This window comes from Pseudomonas sp. 32A, from assembly GCF_052682255.1.
In genome coordinates, this window is sequence record NZ_JBQYLY010000001.1 from 6,425,095 (window position 1) to 6,441,857 (window position 16,763).

A 16,763-nucleotide genomic window follows, 5' to 3' on the forward strand; every position below is an offset into this window, starting at 1 on the left:
GCCGAATGACGCGCAATAGTTTGCCAGGCGCCCCATTAAGAGGCGGGCAAACATTAAAATCGGGTTATATCGTTATAACGAACTATTAGGGTGCACGTTGTAATATCAATACCGCGCCAGATTTTACGCGGCCTTCATATTCGCCTTCTTTCTGGCGATTCAAATGGGTAATGCCGGTGCCTTCGGCATTCATCAACCAAATACCGTCGGGAGTTGGCGTCCAACTAACGGGGGCTTCACCCAGCCATTGTCCCACGCACTCCACATCGCCCCCCAGGGCGTTGGCGTGTTCAATCAGATCCAGCGCACACACCTGCTCTTGCTGGTGCAGCGTCCAATGCCCGGCCAATTGCGCGGACGTGGGTAAAACCAGACTGCTTGCCATTGCTGTGGCTCCTGCCGACATAAGCAACGCCTGGACACACCAGGCAACTGTACTGCGAAATAGCGTCATCACCTTCGCCCGTTCAAGGGGTGGATGCAAGGGCAGAGGGCGGCGCGTGTGCGCCACCCTCCTTTACACCTGAATCAAGCCACGATGTCGCTGACCGCTGCCTGGCCAACGGTGGTGACGAGGAAATCCGCCACGCCGTGACCGGAGAAGTCCACTGCCAATGTGCCCAGGTTGGTACCCGAAGCGTAGGACAGCACCGCGTCGCCGGCGTGACCGGTAAACGCGTTGACGAAGGTCAGGCCTGCACCTTTGGTAATGCCGGTGAGGTCGATCTTGTCCGAACCCGAGGTGAAGTCGAAGATCTTGTCGGCCGCACCTGGCTTGGAGTCCGAGCTGGTGCCGAACACAAAGGTGTCGTTGCCTGAACCGCCCCACAGCTGGTCTGCACCGCCGCCGCCGTAGATGATGTCGTTGCCGGCACCGCCCTTGAGGACGTTGGCTGCAGCGTTACCGATCAACAGGTCGTTGCCCGAACCGCCGATGGCGTTCTCTACGGTCACGCCCTTGGCGATGGAAACGTTACCCACCAGGCCGCCAACGTCGGAGAACGAGGTCTCATTGAGGTTGATCTTCTGGTTCTGGGTAAAGCCGGAGAAGTCCAGGGTGTCGTTGCCGCCACCGTCCCACACCGAGAACACCAGCTTGTCGGCCGATGAAGTGGCGCTGAGGAAATCACGCCCGGTGTTGGAGTTGAACCCGTAGGTGGTGTCGCCGGCGCGGGTGTTGTAGTTGGCGCCGTAGAGCTTCTGGATCGCGGCGATGTCGTCGATCAGCGGGCCGGAGGAGTAAGCCTCTACCCCGCCTTTGCTGAAGTTCTGGTTGGTGTTGCTCTCGCTCCAGTAACTCATGACGCTGTAGCCACGCGTGTCCTGTCCATAGTCCGCGTCTTTGTACGAAGGGTTGCCGGTCCCGGCGTTGTAGTCGCCAGGGTGGTCCAGGCCCAGGGTGTGGCCGATTTCGTGGGTCAGGGTCTGCCGGCCATAGTTGTTCAGGTCCGGCGTCTTGTTCGGCGTGTAGCTGTTGTTGGTCAGGTACCAGGAAGTGCCGTCAAGCCCGCTTTCGTTGTACTTGGCGTTGGTGCCTGGCAGGTAGGCAAAGGCCGCCGCGCCGTCCTGGCCGCCGCTGTAGTTGCCGAAGGTCATGTGGAAGTCACCGCCCGAGGCTTTCTCGGTGAAGGTGACATTGGCCACATCAGCCCAGGATTGCATGGCCAGTACAGCCTGTGCTTTCTGCTGGGTGTTGAACTGGCTGAACCCGGTGATCCCATGCTTGTTCATGGTCGCGTTGGAAGCCGAGGTCAGGAAGGTGTAGGTGAGATCGATCTTGCCGTTGCCATCCACGTCCCGGTACGCGGCGTTCTCACGCAGCAGGTGGTCGGCGGCCTGGTCAACGGTGAACGAGGGTTTGCCATTGACCGTGAGGTTGCCGCCACGGTCGTATTGATGGCTAAAGCTATCGATTTGCGTATAGGCGGTACTTGCTTGAGCCGCCGACACAATAGCTTTGTCTTTTACTTTTGACATAAACGTACTTCCTTGTTTGCAAGTGGAACAGTTTTTGTCCGACCGGACTCACTTTGGCGAGTAAGTCCGATCACTCGCCCCTTTTGAAGGCGAAAGAAAACTGACACAACCTGAAATCATTCGTCCAGCGGTTTTTATCCAAGGAAAAAGTTGGGCCGACGAACAAAACCTGCAAACATTGGCAAATAGCGCCTTATAAAAATCCAGCTATTTAAATATTAAATACTCCTAAAGGCATTTCATGGAAAATGGATCCAAAGTATTGCTTGAGGTGCACTAAGAAAGTGTCACCGTGTCATTGTTAATATTGAATGGCCACTATTTAAGTGCTTGTCCCGTATTACCGGGACAAGACTTAGTTTATTTATTGCTCGCGCCAGCCTGTTTGACGTAATGCCTGCAGGAGCGTTTGCGAATCCAACCCCGGCACGCGTATCCCGTCGTCGGTGAGCATGTCCTCCCCGGCCACTATCGCATTAATGATCGCTTCCTCGACCGCTTCCGCCGCCGCGCTGAACAATGGCGAAATGTGGTCGTTATTGACCATTTGCAGCGACGTGCTAAGGGGCAGGCCCTTGCGCCCGTAGTCGGCCACCGGCAGATCCTGATTGCCGGTGGCGAATGCGAGGAACAGGTCCCCGCTGGAGTCCTCGGTGCCACCGCCCGTGCGCGCAATGCCAATGGACGCGCGCTGTGCCAGGCGCTGGCATTGATGGGGCAACAATGGCGCATCGGTGGCGATGATCACCACAATGGAGCCCATGCCGGGGGTGCCGCGATCGGCAAAGGGTGACGGGATGTCCATCAGTTGCCGACCTACCGGGTAACCGTCCACCCGCAATTCCTGGCGCTTGCCATGGTTGGCCTGTACCAGCACACCGACGGTCCAGCCACCCTGCTCCGCCGACAGGCGCCGCGAGGCCGTGCCGATCCCGCCCTTGAACTCATGGCAGATCATCCCGGTGCCGCCGCCCACGGCGCCCTCCGCCACCGGCCCGGCCTCGGCGCTGGCCAGCGCCTCGCGCACATGCTCCGGGCCGACGTGCTGGCCCCAGATGTCGTTGAGCAACCCGTCGTAGGTTTCCATCACCACCGGCATGCACCAGTACACCGCCGGGTCTGCCAGGCTTTCACGCTCCAGGGCGATCAGGGTGTCGCGCACAATCCCGATGCTGTGGGTGTTGGTGATCGCCAGTGGCGTGGTCAGCAGGCCCGACTCGGCGATCCACTCAAGCCCGGTGGCGTCGCCATTGCCGTTGAGCACGTGGTAGCCGGCAAAACATGGCTGATACCGCGCGGCACCGGCCCGGGGCTGGATTGCGGTGACGCCGGTGCGTACCTGTTTGCCGTCGATGCGGGTCTTGATCGTGCAGTGGCCGACCCGAACCCCTGGAACGTCGGTGATGGCATTCAACTCACCGGGCGTACCCAGTCCCAACGTGATGCCCAATTGACGTGCGCGCATAACCACTCCTTACAGTTTCTGAAACGCCGGACTCAACCGGCCACTGATGCAATACAGGATCACCGACAATGCCAGCAGGCCGATGATAATCATGATGTCCCGGACCGAAGCGGCCATCGCCAGGGTCACCAACAGGTAACCGGCGCCGAGTACCGCCAGCAAGGCCGGCACTGGCCACAACGGCATGCGGTACGGATGCTCGCGGTCACGCAGCAACACCCGGCTCATTAACGCGCTCAACGCCACGATCAGGTACACCAGCATGATCAGCAGCACGCTGAAGGACGTCAGGTCCGCCAGGTTCGAGCTGAAGCTGAGCAATGCCGAAGGGATCGCCAGGAACAGCGTAGCCAACCACGGTGAATCCCAGCGCGGGTGAATGCGGGTAAAGAGTTTATTGATGGTCGGCGTCCACAGTGCATCGCGGCCGCTGCTGAACACCACCCGACCGATCTGAATCACGATGGCGACAATCGCATTGAACACTGACAGGAAAATCCCGGCGCTCACCAGCCGCGACAATGTTTCATTGCCGTGGCTGGTCAGCAGGTAGCCGATCGGGTCGGGGCTGCTGATCATCGCGCTAAGGGATGGCGCACCGATCAACAACGCGGTGATGGGCACCAGTTCGATGACCACCACCAGGCCCAGGGACCACAACACCGCCTTGTGCACGCCCTTGCCGCCGCACTTCATGTCTTCGGCCAGCAACACCGCCGGGCCATAGCCATTGAAGGAGAACAGGCCAATGCCTACCGCACCGATCACCAGCGCCCAGGGCGCCAGGTGCAGCACGCCGTTTTCGACGATTTGCGGTTGCAGCAACACGCTGACCGGCTGCACCGGGTTGCCGAAGCCGATAAACACGATCACCAGCAACGCCGCCACTTCCAGCAGCAGGCAGGTGCCGGTGATCCAGGCATTCAGCTTGATATTCAGGATGCCCAGGGCGTAGCTGCACACCACAATCACCAGGGCCACGGTTTGCGAATCGAATTTTGTGCCGAGGGCGTTATTCAGGTACGTCGCCGCGCCGGTGGCCAGCACCGGCGGGATAAACAGCAACATCACCAATACCGTGAGGAACGTCGCGTAACCGGCCATGCCGCCGAACACCCGCTTGGCGTACACGTACTCACCGCCGGCACTGTTGTGGGCGCGGCCGAGTTCGGCGTAGCAAAAGGCGAACATCAGCGCGAGCAAGGCGGCCATCACAAAAGCCAGGAACACCCCGCTGCCGGCCTGCTGGATGGCAAAGGGCGCAATCACGAACACGGAACTGGCCGGGGTCACCGCCGAGACGGTAATAGCCACCACGTCGAACACACTCAGGGTGGGTTTCAGCACGCCGTCGGGCGTGGAAGGAGCACTCATATCGTTATCCTCTTGATTGTTCTTGGTTTGAGGCAGAAACGAAAAGGTGAAGCGGCGCGGGGTATGTTCCCCACTGACTGACGGCCAACTTAAACGCTGCGGGTAAGGCGGCCAATTCCCCTATTGGAGTACTCCCCTTGACGGCAACCGGCAAAAGCCGAACCCTTGCGGCCTGAATCCTTTGCGTGGAGCTGCACATGAGCCTGTTCAGGGAGGTCGGCATGCACGCAGGCCTGGGCCGTACCGTCGCACAGATCGGCACCGGACGTTTCTGGAAACAACTAGTGCTGTTGTTGCACCAATGCGTGCCCTTCGACAATGCCCTGGCGATCTTCTACCCCACCGACGGCCCGCCCCAGGCGCTGGAGGAGTACGACGCGCAACCGAGCAGCAAGCCGGCGTCGATGCTGGTTTACCTCAATGGTTTGTACTTGCTGGACCCGTTTTTCCAGGCATGTCGCGAGGGGTATGCCAGTGGCGTGTACCGCCTTGAAGAAGTCGCGCCGGATCATTTTCGCCAGAGTGAGTACTTCCTCAATTACTTCCACGACAACGTGCTGGAGGACGAGGTGCAATTCATCCTGCAATTGCCGGGTGCGGGGACGTTGTCGCTGTCGTTGGGGATGCAGCGGTTGTTTACCGGCGAGGAAACCGGGTTGATGACCACGCTGGCGGCCTGGGTGTTGCCGTTGATGCAGCAGCATTGGCAGCAGAGCACCCAGCGCGTGGCCGCGCCTGCCGAGATGGCCAGCCAGATCCGGGATGCGCTGAGTCATTTTGGCTGTGGGGTGTTGTCGGAGCGGGAGTTGGAAATTGCGCGGTTGGTGTTGCGTGGGTTTTCGTCAAAAGCCATGGCCGAACGGCTGAATATCTCGCCGGATACGGTCAAGGTTCATCGTCGGCACCTGTATGCCAAGCTGGATATCTCGTCGCAGCCGGAGTTGTTTTCGTTGTTTATCCAGTCGTTGGGGCATGACTTGGAGAATCCTTAATTCCGCGGTGTGGCTACGCAGCCTCGCTAAGGCTCGACAGCTGCTACGGGGTGAGAGAGCCAAGCGCCCGCCTCTCGTCGTAGCAGCTGTCGAGCCCTAGCGAGGCTGCGTGAGGCCCTCAAAGCCACCAAACATCCCAAAGTGGATAATCATGCACCCGCCTCACCAACCCCGCACGAACCGGGTTACACACCACGTAACGGGCAAAGTCCTTCAGATCCTCCTCACGCCGAACACCCCTGTCGTGATACCCCTTCTGCCAAAGCCGGCCCCTGCGCCCAAGCGCACGATTGACCGTCAAGCTGCTACGGGATTTTATCCGGCACATCAACTCGGCCAACGACTTGTCACGCAGTTGAACCAGCCAGTGAAGATGATCCGGCATCACCACAAACGCGAGTGAGTTCGCCCATTGATCTTCATGTGCCTGCCGAAATTCCTTTACGAGCAACCGCCCGAGCCGCCAATCACCGAAGATCGGCACACGCCGGTCGACCACAGCGGTCAACAGGTACACCCTGCCAACCTCTGAGGCCCTTCCAATCCGCAATCGTCCAGACTTGTTGGATACAGGCATTCCTTGCCTCCAAATCAACATTAGGAGGCGAGGAATTTAGAAGGAGCAGCACCTGAAAGCAGTCATGGATGAGCGACCAAATATTGCCAATCAACGCCCGGCACGCTGGAGAATCCATAAGCAAGGGCATGTGAGCGACGCGGCGGGCCGGCCCCGCCGGGTCTCAATCACGCTTGAGTGTTCAACCAGTAAATCAGGTCGACTGTGGTTTGCCCCGATAGCGTTAACTGAATACGACCGTTAATGCTGTTATCGCTATCATTTTGGTGATAGGTGACTGTGCCGCTTTGGGTCGGAATTTCTTCTCCACTAGGCCCGGCATAACTGGCGTAGACATCTCCGTCGCCAATTTTGTATTCGGTCTTTTGGGCATTGGGCTTTATCAATCTGACTTCGATGCCCTCCCTGTTGAAGGGATCTCCCGGGGTTGGATCCGCAAACTCGTTATCTACACCGAAAAAGCGCACCGAGCCGGGCTGGCGATCAAGATAAAGAAACTTTGCCTTGAAATCATGTGAGTCAACGCCGCTGGTAATTTTGCCTTTGACTTCTCCACTGGCTTCGTTCTGCGGAGTCGTTCTTTCAAATGCTTTTGGCTCATGGGTAGACATGGCTCTCTCCTAGATTGGGTTCGAGCCATATCAATAGCATCAATGTCACAACATTTAACCTGTCATAAATGACAGTCTAAAAAGCAATGTTTTATCGCGAAATCATCTCTGAAGGATCAACGCCCGGTACGAATGGTGTTCCACACCCGCGTACGAATCCGGTCGATGTTCAGTGGCATTGCTTCCAGTGCGAACAACTTGCCCATCATTTCCGGGCTTGGGTACACCTTGGTGTCGCTCTTGATCGCCGGGTCTACCAGGCTGTCGGCCGCAGCGTTGCCGTTGGCGTAGTGCACGTAGTTGGTGATGCTGGCCATCACTTCGGGGCGCAGCAGGTAGTTCATGAATGCATAGCCGGCTTTTTCATCCGGGGCGTCGGCGGGCATGGCGACCATGTCGAACCAGATGGCGGCGCCCTCCTTGGGAATGTTGTAGCCGATGTTCACGCCGTTCTTGGCTTCCTTGGCGCGGCTTTCGGCCTGGAGGATGTCGCCGGAGAAGCCCACGGCCACGCAGATATCACCGTTGGCCAGGTCGGCGGTGTATTTCGAGGAGTGGAAGTACGCCACGTACGGCCGTACTTTCATCAGCAGGTCCTCGGCCTTTTTGTAGTCTTCAGCCTTCTTGCTGTGGTGCGGCAGGCCCAGGTAGTTGAGGGCCGCGGGCAGCAGTTCCGGGCCGTTGTCGAGGATGGCCACGCCGCATTTCTGCAGTTTCTGCATGTTCTCGGGTTTGAAGATCAGGTCCCACGAATCTACCGGGGCGTTGTCGCCGAGTACCGCCTTGACCTTGTCGATGTTGTAGCCGATGCCAGTGCTGCCCCACAGGTAAGGGAAGCCGTGGGCATTGCCCGGGTCGTTGTTTTCCAGGGCCTTGAGCAGCACCGGGTTGAGGTTCTTCCAGTTGGGCAACTGGCTCTTGTCGAGCTTCTTCAGCGCCCCGCCCTGGATCTGCCGGGCCATGAAGTGGTTGGAGGGGAACACCACGTCGTAGCCGGATTTGCCGGTCATCAACTTGCCGTCGAGGGTTTCGTTGCTGTCGTACACGTCGTAGGTGAAGCCGATCCCGGTTTCTTTCTGGAAATTCTTGGTGGTGTCGGGGGCGATGTAGTCCGACCAGTTGTAGATCTTCACCGTCTCGGCGGCTTGGCTGAGGGTGGCGACGAATACCAGCGGCAACAGGGCAATGGGTCTCATGGTTCGATTTCCTGGCGGTTTTAGGGCTGTTTTTATGGCAGGCGATCAAAGATCAAAGAATCAGAGGATCAGTACATAGGTCTTGCGCACGGTTTCCTGGATGTCCCAGATACCGGTGCTGTTGGCCGGCAACATCAGTGCGTCACCGGCTTCTATGTGGAGCATCTCCCCGTTGTCGGGGGTGAAGGTGCAGCGGCCCTGGATAAAGTGGCAGAACTCCTGGGCTTTGATCTGCCGGCGCCAGCGCCCGGGCGTGCATTCCCAAATGCCGGTTTCGACGCCGTCGCTACGTTCCACGCTCAAGGTCGAGGCCACCGCCACCGGTGTGCCCAGTGGCACGGCGACGGGGGAAGAGTCCGGCAAATGGGCGCTGAGTGTGTCTTTGAACTGGGTAATGCTCATGTTCATACCTGTGGTGATTGAAACGACTTAGTGCATGAAACCTTCCATGAACCCGGCAACCCCGCTGGCCAGTTTGCGGCGCCAGGGCGCGGTGTTGGGGTTGGCCAACACCTGGTCCTCATGGACAAAACTGCGAATGATCGCGTTGTAGCCCAGCCAGCGGCAGGGTTCCGGTTCCCAGGCCTTGAGCCCGTCCAGCCGGCCCGGCTGGATCACCCATGGCTGCGTGACCAGCGGCGTGTCGAGCCCCAGGATCAAGTCTGCCAACGTGCGGCCGCCCAGGTTGCTGGCCCCGACGCCCTCGCCGCCATAACCACCGGCCAGGGCGATGCCCGCCGCGTGATCGCACAGCATGTGCGGCTTGAAGCGCCGGGACATGCCGAGGTTGCCGCCCCAGGCGTGGGTGACGCGGACTTTCTTGAGCTGCGGGAACAGTTCACCGAACAGGTAGCGGCGCAGTTCGACTTCGCTGTCGGTGAGGTCGAAGTTGTGCCGTAGCTTGCCGGCAAACTGATAACCACCACGGGCACCGAACACCAGGCGGTTGTCCGCCGAGCGCTGGCCGTAGGTGACCTGGCGGCTGCTTTCGCCGAAGGCCTGGCCACGGTTCAGGCCGATTTCGTCCCAGGTGCTGGCGGGTAATGGTTCGGTGGCGACAATCAGGCTTTGTACTGGCAACTGATAGCGGCCCAAAGGCGCCAATGTGGTGGCATACCCTTCCACCGCCGGCACCACCCATGACGCGCGCACTGAGGCGTTAGCGGTGCGCAGGCTGCCGGACTGCCAATGGGTGACGGGGCTGTTTTCGTAGATCGTGACGCCCATCTGCTCCACCACCCGCGCCAGGCCACGCACCAGCTTGGCCGGGTGAATCGTGGCAACGTGGGGGGCATAGATGCCGCCATAGGGTTTGGCGATGCGGATTTGCTCGGCCAGTTGCTGCGGGCCGAGCCAACGGTAATCGTCGTCGGTCAGGCCCTGAGCGTGGAGCTTGGCCAGGTAGGCCCGCAGGGTGGCTTCCTGTTCGGGATAGCGCGCGGCGCAATACAGCACGCCGCCCTTGCGGTAGTCGCAGTCGATACCTTCGTGCTGGATCACTTGCGCAACTTCATCGGGAATGGCGTGCAGCAGGTCGAACGAGGCCCGGCGCTGTTCGGGAGACAAGCCGGCCAGCAGGCGGTCTTCCCCCAGCAGGTTACCCATCAGCCAACCGCCGTTACGGCCCGAGGCACCGAACCCGGCGGTTTGTGCCTCGATGATCGCGATTTTCAACTCGGGCGCCTGGCGCTTCAGGTAATACGCGGTCCAGAGCCCGGTGTAACCGGCGCCGATAATGGCCACGTTGACGTCCAGGTCGTGCTCCAGGGACGCACGCGCCACCAGCGGCTCGTCCAGCTGGTCCATCCATAAACTGATATTGCGCCATGCAGGCATGCCAAGCTCCACCACCACACTTCGATGGCAGTGATCCTAGAGCCTGGCCTCAGGGGCTGTCTTGCGCGCGTGCACGCAGAGAAATTTGTTTGACGTAGGCCTTGGGCGACTGACCGGTGTGCTGGCGGAAGCAGCTGTAGAAGGCCGATGTCGAATTGAAGCCCGCGGCAAACGCCAGTTCGTCGATGCGGATCGGCGGCGTGGCCTTGTCCAGTGCGGCCAGCAAATGCTGGAGGCGCGCCTGGTTGACGTAGCGGTAAAAGCTTTGGCCCAGCACTTGGTTCAGCAGGTAGGAGATCTGGTTGCGGCTGTACCCGCACTCCTTCGCCACCCGTTGCAGGTCCAGCTCGGGGTCCAGATAGGGTTGCTGGCGCTCGAAGTACTGCTGCAGGTCCTTGGCCATGTAACTCAGTTGCTGGGGCGACAGGCCCAGGCGGCTGACGGTGGGGCGCGTGGTCTCGCTGCGGCTGGCAGATGCTTCGTGCACCAGCGAGGCGTATTCGTTGACCCGCCAGATCAGGCCGTCACGTACGGTGATGGCTTCGCTGGTGCGAAATGACACCAGGCCCTGGCCGCCGCGCAGGGTGATGCGGTACTGGATGAAGGCTGTGTCGCCGTCGGCGCGGATACGGTCGGTGTGCTCGATCGCTTCATCCGCTCCACGGGGCATGCTGGCTTGCAGGTACTCGCGCAGATCGTCTGCGCCCACTACGCGGTTCTGGAAGAAATCGTGGTACTGGATGTCCGGGTGGTAGTACGACATCACGCCGTCCAGGTCCCGATGTTTCCAGCACAGATGGTGACGCAGCACCAACTCACCAGTGGCTTGGGTCTGCTGGGAATCATCCGGGATGAAGTCGGGCATGGAGCGCTCTAAGGCTGGGTCAGCCTGCGAGCTTGCCCAACTTTGCGGGCGGGTTCAATGGCCATTTGACAGTGATGACTAATGGCCTTTCGCCCATTCCCATGTAGTACATGACCCACATCAAACTTCCTTAAAACAACCGCCGAACGGGGCGAAAAAACTCCCCTGTCGGATGCGAACGAATGCTATTTTTAAAGCTCACGACGGCCAGGACCAGTGACGGTCATGGCGCCCCTGCAGCGAGCTAAAGGAAGCGCTCAATGAACAAGGTGGGCAAGATGAACAAAGTGACATTTCCCAACGCCTGCCAGTTGATGCGCTGGCATTTTCATCCACTGGGCTTTGAGGCGAGCATGGATGCTCCCGGCAGCATGATCGCCCGCCTGTTCGACCGCGCCAGCGGAGAAACCCTGATTGCGATTGCCGGCATTCCTTGTGCCACGGTGATGAATGCCGCTGATGTGGAGCGGATCATCGAGGCCGTAGAGGATGAGCTGGAGTCGTTTGTGCCGCCGCTGTCGCTGCGGGCTTGATCTGGTGTGGCGAGGGAGCTTGCTCCCGCTGGAGTGCGCAGCGCTCCCAGGATTTTGGGGCTGCTACGCAGCCCGACGGGAGCAAGCTCCCTCGCCACAGGATTCAACGTCACCCCTTATGATTTGCTGATGCGCTGGTCATCAAAAAACGGTTTGTCCCCGGCAACCCGGTCCGAAGCCTTCGGCACATTCACCCCTTGGCCATCCTGCGCCTCGACATACCAGTAGCAATGGCTCACTGCCCGGGTGATCCCCACATACGCCAGGCGCAGCACTTCGTCTTTCTGCGCGCTGTCGTAAGCTTCGGTATCGCCACCCTTGCCCAGGCCCGCCATGCGGTAGACCTGGTTCTTGTAAGGCGAACTGGTCAAGTGTTGGCAGTCGCCCAGCAGGAATACCGCATCCGCTTGCAGGCCCTTGGCGCTGTGATAGGTCAGTTGCTTCAGACGGCGATCGCCATACGGCAAGCTAGAATCCAGATTAACTACAGCCTGAATATGCTCATGAATCAATGACTTATCGCTGCTTTTTCGATACAGCATTAATATCGAATCACCCCTTTGATAGTGCGCCAGCAGTTGCTGGCCCAGCGCCGCATCGTCACGATCACGCACGCTGACCGGCACCAATGCCTTCGGGGTTCCACTGGCCTTGGCTTTCTTGCCGCTGATGGCCGGAGCAGCACGCACGATATGCTCGGCAGCATCGATCACGTGCTGATGGCTGCGGTAGTTCTCGCCCAGCATCACCCGTGTGGTGGTGGGCGACGGGAATTCCTTGTTGAACTCCATGAAGTACTTGGGCGAGCTGCCGCGCCAGCCATAGATCGATTGCCAGTCATCCCCCACGCACAACAGCGAAGAACGCTGGGCGCCACGGCCTACGTGCATGGCCGGGCCTCGGCTGCGAATTTCCCGCAGGCTGGCACGGATCCACGAGACGATCTGCGGCGACACGTCCTGGAACTCGTCGATCATCAGGTGCGACATCGGCCGCAGCAGGCCGTCGCTGAGGAGCTTGAGGTTTTCCGGGGTGTTTTCGCCAAACAGCGAGAACATCCGGTTATAGGTCATGACCGGTGGCGATTGATCCAACAAGTGGTCTTCCAGGGCTTTCCAGAAAATGCTCAGGGCCTCGAAGTAAAAACGGTCCGGGTCGTCCTTGGCGAAGCTCATCTTGCCCACGGCGGTGGGCACGTCCAGCCCGAGGTTCTCGATAAACCCGGCGGCGGCGACAAAGCTGTCCAGCAGCGGCGCCGAAGCCAGCTCGCCCTTGACCTTGTAATCGAAGCCCGGGCCCGCTGTTGCATCGCCGGCCAGGCTGCTCAGAAGACGCTTGGATGACTCATAGTTATCCAACCATATCAGTGGCTTACGACAAAAAGCTTGAAACAGGGTGCGCTTTACCGCCCACTCTGCGCGCACGGACAGCTTGGAGCCAGGACGACTGAGCTGGGCATTTTCCCTAGGGTCAAAGCCCAGCATTACCCAGGCATCCAACTCGGCAATGTAGCCATGGCAGTGAAACTGCGCACCATTGATATCGAAGGTCTGGCGGTTGGGTTCAATGCCCTTGATCGGCCAGGCGCCGGCGCGAAACCACAGGTCTTCGATCACATCACAGAGTTCTTCATCGCGCTTGGCCGCCAGTTCGGTCACCGCCACGCGTTTCTGCACATCCGGATGATCCCGCTCCAGCTCCTTGAGTTGCAGGGCATGGCGCGCCAACGGGGCGATCAGCTCGCGGAAGCGCGCATGACGGCCATGCAACTGGTGGTAGCAGGCATTCAGTTGCTGGCGCTGGGCGTCGTTGATGCGCAATTCGAAGGGGTTACTGTCAGCCTCATCAAAGCCCGCTTCGGTGCGCGCGTTGAGGTTCTCAAACGCCTGCAGCCGTTCAAGGCCCGGCAGGCTGCGCACCATCGGCAGAATGCGCGAGTGAAAGGTGCGCACTACGGCTTGCGCCTCTTTCATACCAAGGGGTTGGCCCCACAAGGCGAGAATTTCCATGAGCTTGTTGATGAAGTCCTTGCGCGACTCACGGGTGAAGGTCACGACTGTCATTGAGCTCAGCTCAAAGCCCAGGTAATGGGTCAGCAGCAGGATACGCAGCACCAGCGAGGTGGATTTACCCGCGCCGGCACCGGCAATCACCGAGGTGGACGGCGTGTCGCTGAAGATCATCTTCCACTGGGCCGCGCTAGGCTGGGCATGGGCGGGCAGCAGGCGCGCCACATCGGCCTTGATGCGTTTCTTCAGCTCGGCGGTCAGCGGCAGGCGCCAGTCGTCGAACAGGCTGTCGTCCACACCCGGTGCGGTGTGTTCATCCGGCCGGAAGTCACGGATCAGCAGGACCTGGCGGCCTTCTTCGATGCCATCCGCCTTGCCTTCCTTATAGCCATACTCCACGCCGGCCGTGTGACCGCTGCGAAAGCCGTCGGCCTGGCCATGCAACCAGGAAAAACGGTGCTGGGCGCGCAGGCGCGTCAGGCCGTGACCGAACAATCGGGCGGCGAGCCGTTTCAACAGGGGCATTTCGGCCAGTGGCCGCAGTTCGGGAGGCAGATCGGGGGTGTGTTGCGGCACGCGGACTCCTGCAATGCGTTAACTCGGACAAGAGCCCTATGGTCGCCGCAAATGCCCCACAGTTCCAGCCAATTGCTTTGCGCTCATGCAGTTAGGCGATGAAGTGAAGATAGGCTCTTAGGATCGGCATCGAAGCATTCGATAGGAATCCGGCATTTTTTACGCTTTTTATCGATCTGGCGCTGGCGGATCATGGCTCCCATCCACAGGAGACGATCATGCTTGAACTTCGACCTTTCAACACCCTGGGCGGCGCCAATCACGGTTGGCTGGACGCTCACCACCATTTTTCCTTCGCCGAGTACCACGACCCCAAGCGCATGCACTGGGGCAACCTGCGGGTATGGAACGATGATCTCATTGCACCGGGCACCGGCTTCCCGCAACACGCACACCGGGACATGGAAATCATCACCTATGTGCGTGAAGGCGCCATCAGCCATGCCGACAACCTGGGCAACAAGGGCCGCACCGAGGCTGGGGATGTCCAGGTGATGAGCGCCGGCACCGGGATTGCCCACAGCGAATACAATCTGGAAGCCACGCCGACCAAGATTTTCCAGATCTGGATTATTCCCAACGAGGCCGGTTTGCCGCCGTCGTGGGGCGCCAAGCCGTTTCCGAAGGGTGACCGCGAAGGTTTTGTGACCCTGGCCAGTGGCAAGGCTGGAGACAGCGAAAGCCTGCGCATTCGTGCGGATGCACGGCTGGTAGCGGCCAATTTGAAAGCGGGTGAAAGTGCCGAGTATCGGCTGGACAGCGGGCGCCGGGCGTACCTGGTGCCGGCGACCGGCGTGATTGAAGTCAACGGCTTGCGTGCACACGCTCGAGACGGTGTGGCGGTTGAGGATGAGCAGGTATTGCGGGTGACGGCGGTTGAAGACAGCGAGATCGTGTTGGTCGACCTCGCCTGACGCTAAACACCCCTGTAGGAGCGAGCTTGCTCGCGAAAAACTAAAGAGCGCCGCCTGTTTTCAGAAAGCCCGCGTCATCGTTAAAGTCCTTCGCGAGCAAGCTCGCTCCTACAGTAGTTACGGCTCTAGCCAGCCGAGATCGCCCCATCCACCAACACCTGCGCCTCTTCCACCAGCTGCTTGAGGTGATCCTCGCCAATAAAGCTCTCGGCGTAGATCTTGTAGATGTCCTCAGTCCCCGATGGCCGTGCGGCAAACCAGCCGTTTTCGGTCATGACTTTCAGCCCGCCAATCGCCTGGTCGTTACCCGGCGCATGGCTGAGGATCTGCTGGATACTTTCCCCCGCCAACTGCGTGGACGTCACCTGGTCCGGCGACAGCTTGCCCAGCAGGGCCTTCTGCGCCGGGGTGGCCTTGGCATCCACACGAATCGCGAACGGTTCGCCCAACGCATCAGTCAGCCCACGGTAGATCTGGCTCGGGTCCTGGCCCTTGCGCGCCGTCATTTCGGCTGCCAGCAACGCCGGGATCAAACCGTCCTTGTCGGTGCTCCAGACGCTGCCGTCCTTGCGCAGGAACGACGCGCCGGCGCTTTCTTCGCCACCGAACCCCAGGGAACCCTCGAACAGCCCGTCCGCAAACCACTTGAAGCCCACCGGCACTTCGTACAGGCGACGGCCGATGCGCTTGGCCACCCGGTCGATCAGGCCGCTGCTGACCACGGTCTTGCCCACGGCTGCATCCGCACGCCATTCAGGGCGGTTCTGGAACAGGTAATCGATGGACACGGCGAGGTAGTTGTTCGGCGCCAGCAGGCCACCGGATGGCGTCACGATGCCATGGCGGTCGTGATCCGGGTCGCAGGCGAAGGCCACGTCGAAGCGGTCCTTGAGGCCGATCAAGCCTTGCATGGCGTAGCTGGAGGACGGGTCCATGCGAATCTGGCCGTCCCAGTCGACGCTCATGAAGCGGAACGTGGCGTCGACTTCGGTGTTCACCACGTCCAGGTTCAGGCGGTGGTGCTCGGCAATGGCCGACCAGTAGCGCACCCCTGCTCCGCCCAGCGGATCAACGCCCAGGCGCAGGCCTGAGCCGCGGATCGCATCAAAGTCGATGACGTTGACCAGGTCCGCCACGTAGGTATTCAGGTAGTCGTGACGATGAGTGGTGTCGGCCTTCAGCGCCTGGGCGTGGGTAATGCGCTTGACCCCGGCCAGTTTGTTGGCCAGCAGTTCGTTGGCCTTGGCTTCGATCCACTTGGTGATGTGGGTATCGGCCGGGCCGCCATTCGGCGGGTTGTACTTGTAGCCGCCGCTTTGTGGCGGGTTGTGGGACGGCGTGATCACGATGCCGTCGGCCAGGCCGCTGGTGCGGCCGCGGTTGTAGCAAATAATGGCGTGGGAAATCGCCGGTGTCGGCGTGTACTCGTCGCCCTCGGCCAGCATCACGTGCACGCCATTGGCCGCCAGCACTTCCAGGGCGCTGGCGCCGGCAGGCGTCGACAGTGCGTGGGTGTCCAGGCCGACAAACAGCGGGCCGTTGATACCTTGGGCCTCACGGTACAGGCAAATGGCCTGGCTGATGGCAAGCACGTGCCATTCATTGAAGCTCAGGTCGAACGAGCTGCCGCGGTGCCCGGAGGTACCAAAGGCGACGCGCTGGGTGGAGATCGCTGCATCAGGCTGGCCGGTGTAATAGGCCGTTACCAGTCGCGGGATGTCTACCAGCAGTTGAGCTGGTGCCGGCTTGCCCGCAAAAGGACTGAGAGTCATGCATAAACCTCTGAAAGAGAAGGATTCGGAAAAAAGTGCAGTTTACTGAGACTTGGACTGCTCCGC

The 16,763-nt window shown here is 60.1% G+C and carries 15 protein-coding genes; 3 read left to right on the forward strand and 12 right to left on the reverse strand.

From position 1 onward, the window contains the following. Positions 1-85: 85 nt before the first annotated feature. From ACUN0G_RS29455 to ACUN0G_RS29470, 4 genes are all read right to left on the reverse strand, one after another. Positions 86-454, reverse strand: a complete 369-nt coding sequence (locus ACUN0G_RS29455; protein ID WP_445575085.1) for an AprI/Inh family metalloprotease inhibitor — start codon at positions 452-454, stop codon at positions 86-88. A 74-nt stretch (positions 455-528) separates the two neighbouring features. Then, positions 529-1,977, reverse strand: a complete 1,449-nt coding sequence (locus ACUN0G_RS29460) for a serralysin family metalloprotease (RefSeq protein ID WP_445575086.1) — start codon at positions 1,975-1,977, stop codon at positions 529-531. A gap of 364 nt (positions 1,978-2,341) precedes the next feature. Continuing rightward, positions 2,342-3,442: a DmpA family aminopeptidase gene (locus ACUN0G_RS29465; protein WP_445575087.1), complete on the reverse strand. Its 1,101-nt coding sequence runs from the start codon at positions 3,440-3,442 to the stop codon at positions 2,342-2,344. Positions 3,443-3,451: 9 nt separating this feature from the next. Next, complete coding sequence (locus ACUN0G_RS29470) at positions 3,452-4,816, reverse strand: APC family permease (RefSeq protein WP_017479714.1); 1,365 nt, start codon at positions 4,814-4,816, stop codon at positions 3,452-3,454. A 197-nt stretch (positions 4,817-5,013) separates the two neighbouring features. Between ACUN0G_RS29470 and ACUN0G_RS29475 the strand changes: the two genes are divergently transcribed. Continuing rightward, positions 5,014-5,808, forward strand: a complete 795-nt coding sequence (locus tag ACUN0G_RS29475) for a helix-turn-helix transcriptional regulator (RefSeq protein WP_063030352.1) — start codon at positions 5,014-5,016, stop codon at positions 5,806-5,808. Positions 5,809-5,926: 118 nt separating this feature from the next. Here the strand turns inward: ACUN0G_RS29475 and ACUN0G_RS29480 are convergent, their stop codons facing one another. The 6 genes from ACUN0G_RS29480 to ACUN0G_RS29505 form a co-directional block, all read right to left on the reverse strand. Beyond that, positions 5,927-6,385 (reverse strand): REP-associated tyrosine transposase, encoded by a 459-nt coding sequence (locus tag ACUN0G_RS29480; RefSeq protein WP_445575088.1) that lies wholly within the window; start codon positions 6,383-6,385, stop codon positions 5,927-5,929. 167 nt (positions 6,386-6,552) lie between these two features. Continuing rightward, entirely contained in the window at positions 6,553-6,996 is a 444-nt protein-coding gene (locus ACUN0G_RS29485) for a hypothetical protein (RefSeq protein ID WP_445575089.1), read from the reverse strand. Between the two features lie 116 nt (positions 6,997-7,112). Next, positions 7,113-8,192, reverse strand: coding sequence for a polyamine ABC transporter substrate-binding protein (locus tag ACUN0G_RS29490; protein WP_010169417.1), 1,080 nt, complete (start codon positions 8,190-8,192; stop codon positions 7,113-7,115). Positions 8,193-8,252: 60 nt separating this feature from the next. Continuing rightward, positions 8,253-8,594 carry a cupin domain-containing protein gene (locus ACUN0G_RS29495; protein ID WP_003217122.1) on the reverse strand — a complete coding sequence of 114 codons (342 nt, stop codon included), beginning with the start codon at positions 8,592-8,594 and terminating at the stop codon, positions 8,253-8,255. A gap of 27 nt (positions 8,595-8,621) precedes the next feature. Next, positions 8,622-10,028 carry an NAD(P)/FAD-dependent oxidoreductase gene (locus ACUN0G_RS29500; protein WP_445575090.1) on the reverse strand — a complete coding sequence of 469 codons (1,407 nt, stop codon included), beginning with the start codon at positions 10,026-10,028 and terminating at the stop codon, positions 8,622-8,624. Positions 10,029-10,077: 49 nt separating this feature from the next. Continuing rightward, entirely contained in the window at positions 10,078-10,893 is an 816-nt protein-coding gene (locus tag ACUN0G_RS29505) for a helix-turn-helix domain-containing protein (RefSeq protein ID WP_445575091.1), read from the reverse strand. Between the two features lie 260 nt (positions 10,894-11,153). Here ACUN0G_RS29505 and ACUN0G_RS29510 point away from each other — a divergent pair, with 260 nt between their 5' ends. Then, positions 11,154-11,426: a DUF1652 domain-containing protein gene (locus tag ACUN0G_RS29510; RefSeq protein ID WP_076013522.1), complete on the forward strand. Its 273-nt coding sequence runs from the start codon at positions 11,154-11,156 to the stop codon at positions 11,424-11,426. 116 nt (positions 11,427-11,542) lie between these two features. Here the strand turns inward: ACUN0G_RS29510 and ACUN0G_RS29515 are convergent, their stop codons facing one another. Beyond that, positions 11,543-14,011, reverse strand: coding sequence for a UvrD-helicase domain-containing protein (locus ACUN0G_RS29515; RefSeq protein ID WP_445575092.1), 2,469 nt, complete (start codon positions 14,009-14,011; stop codon positions 11,543-11,545). Between the two features lie 218 nt (positions 14,012-14,229). On the opposite strand from ACUN0G_RS29515, the gene ACUN0G_RS29520 reads away from it, so the two are divergent. Further along, positions 14,230-14,925: a pirin family protein gene (locus tag ACUN0G_RS29520; protein WP_177025334.1), complete on the forward strand. Its 696-nt coding sequence runs from the start codon at positions 14,230-14,232 to the stop codon at positions 14,923-14,925. 125 nt (positions 14,926-15,050) lie between these two features. Here the strand turns inward: ACUN0G_RS29520 and pgm are convergent, their stop codons facing one another. Then, entirely contained in the window at positions 15,051-16,697 is a 1,647-nt protein-coding gene (gene pgm / locus ACUN0G_RS29525; RefSeq protein WP_445575093.1) for a phosphoglucomutase (alpha-D-glucose-1,6-bisphosphate-dependent), read from the reverse strand. Between the last annotated feature and the right edge of the window lie 66 nt (positions 16,698-16,763).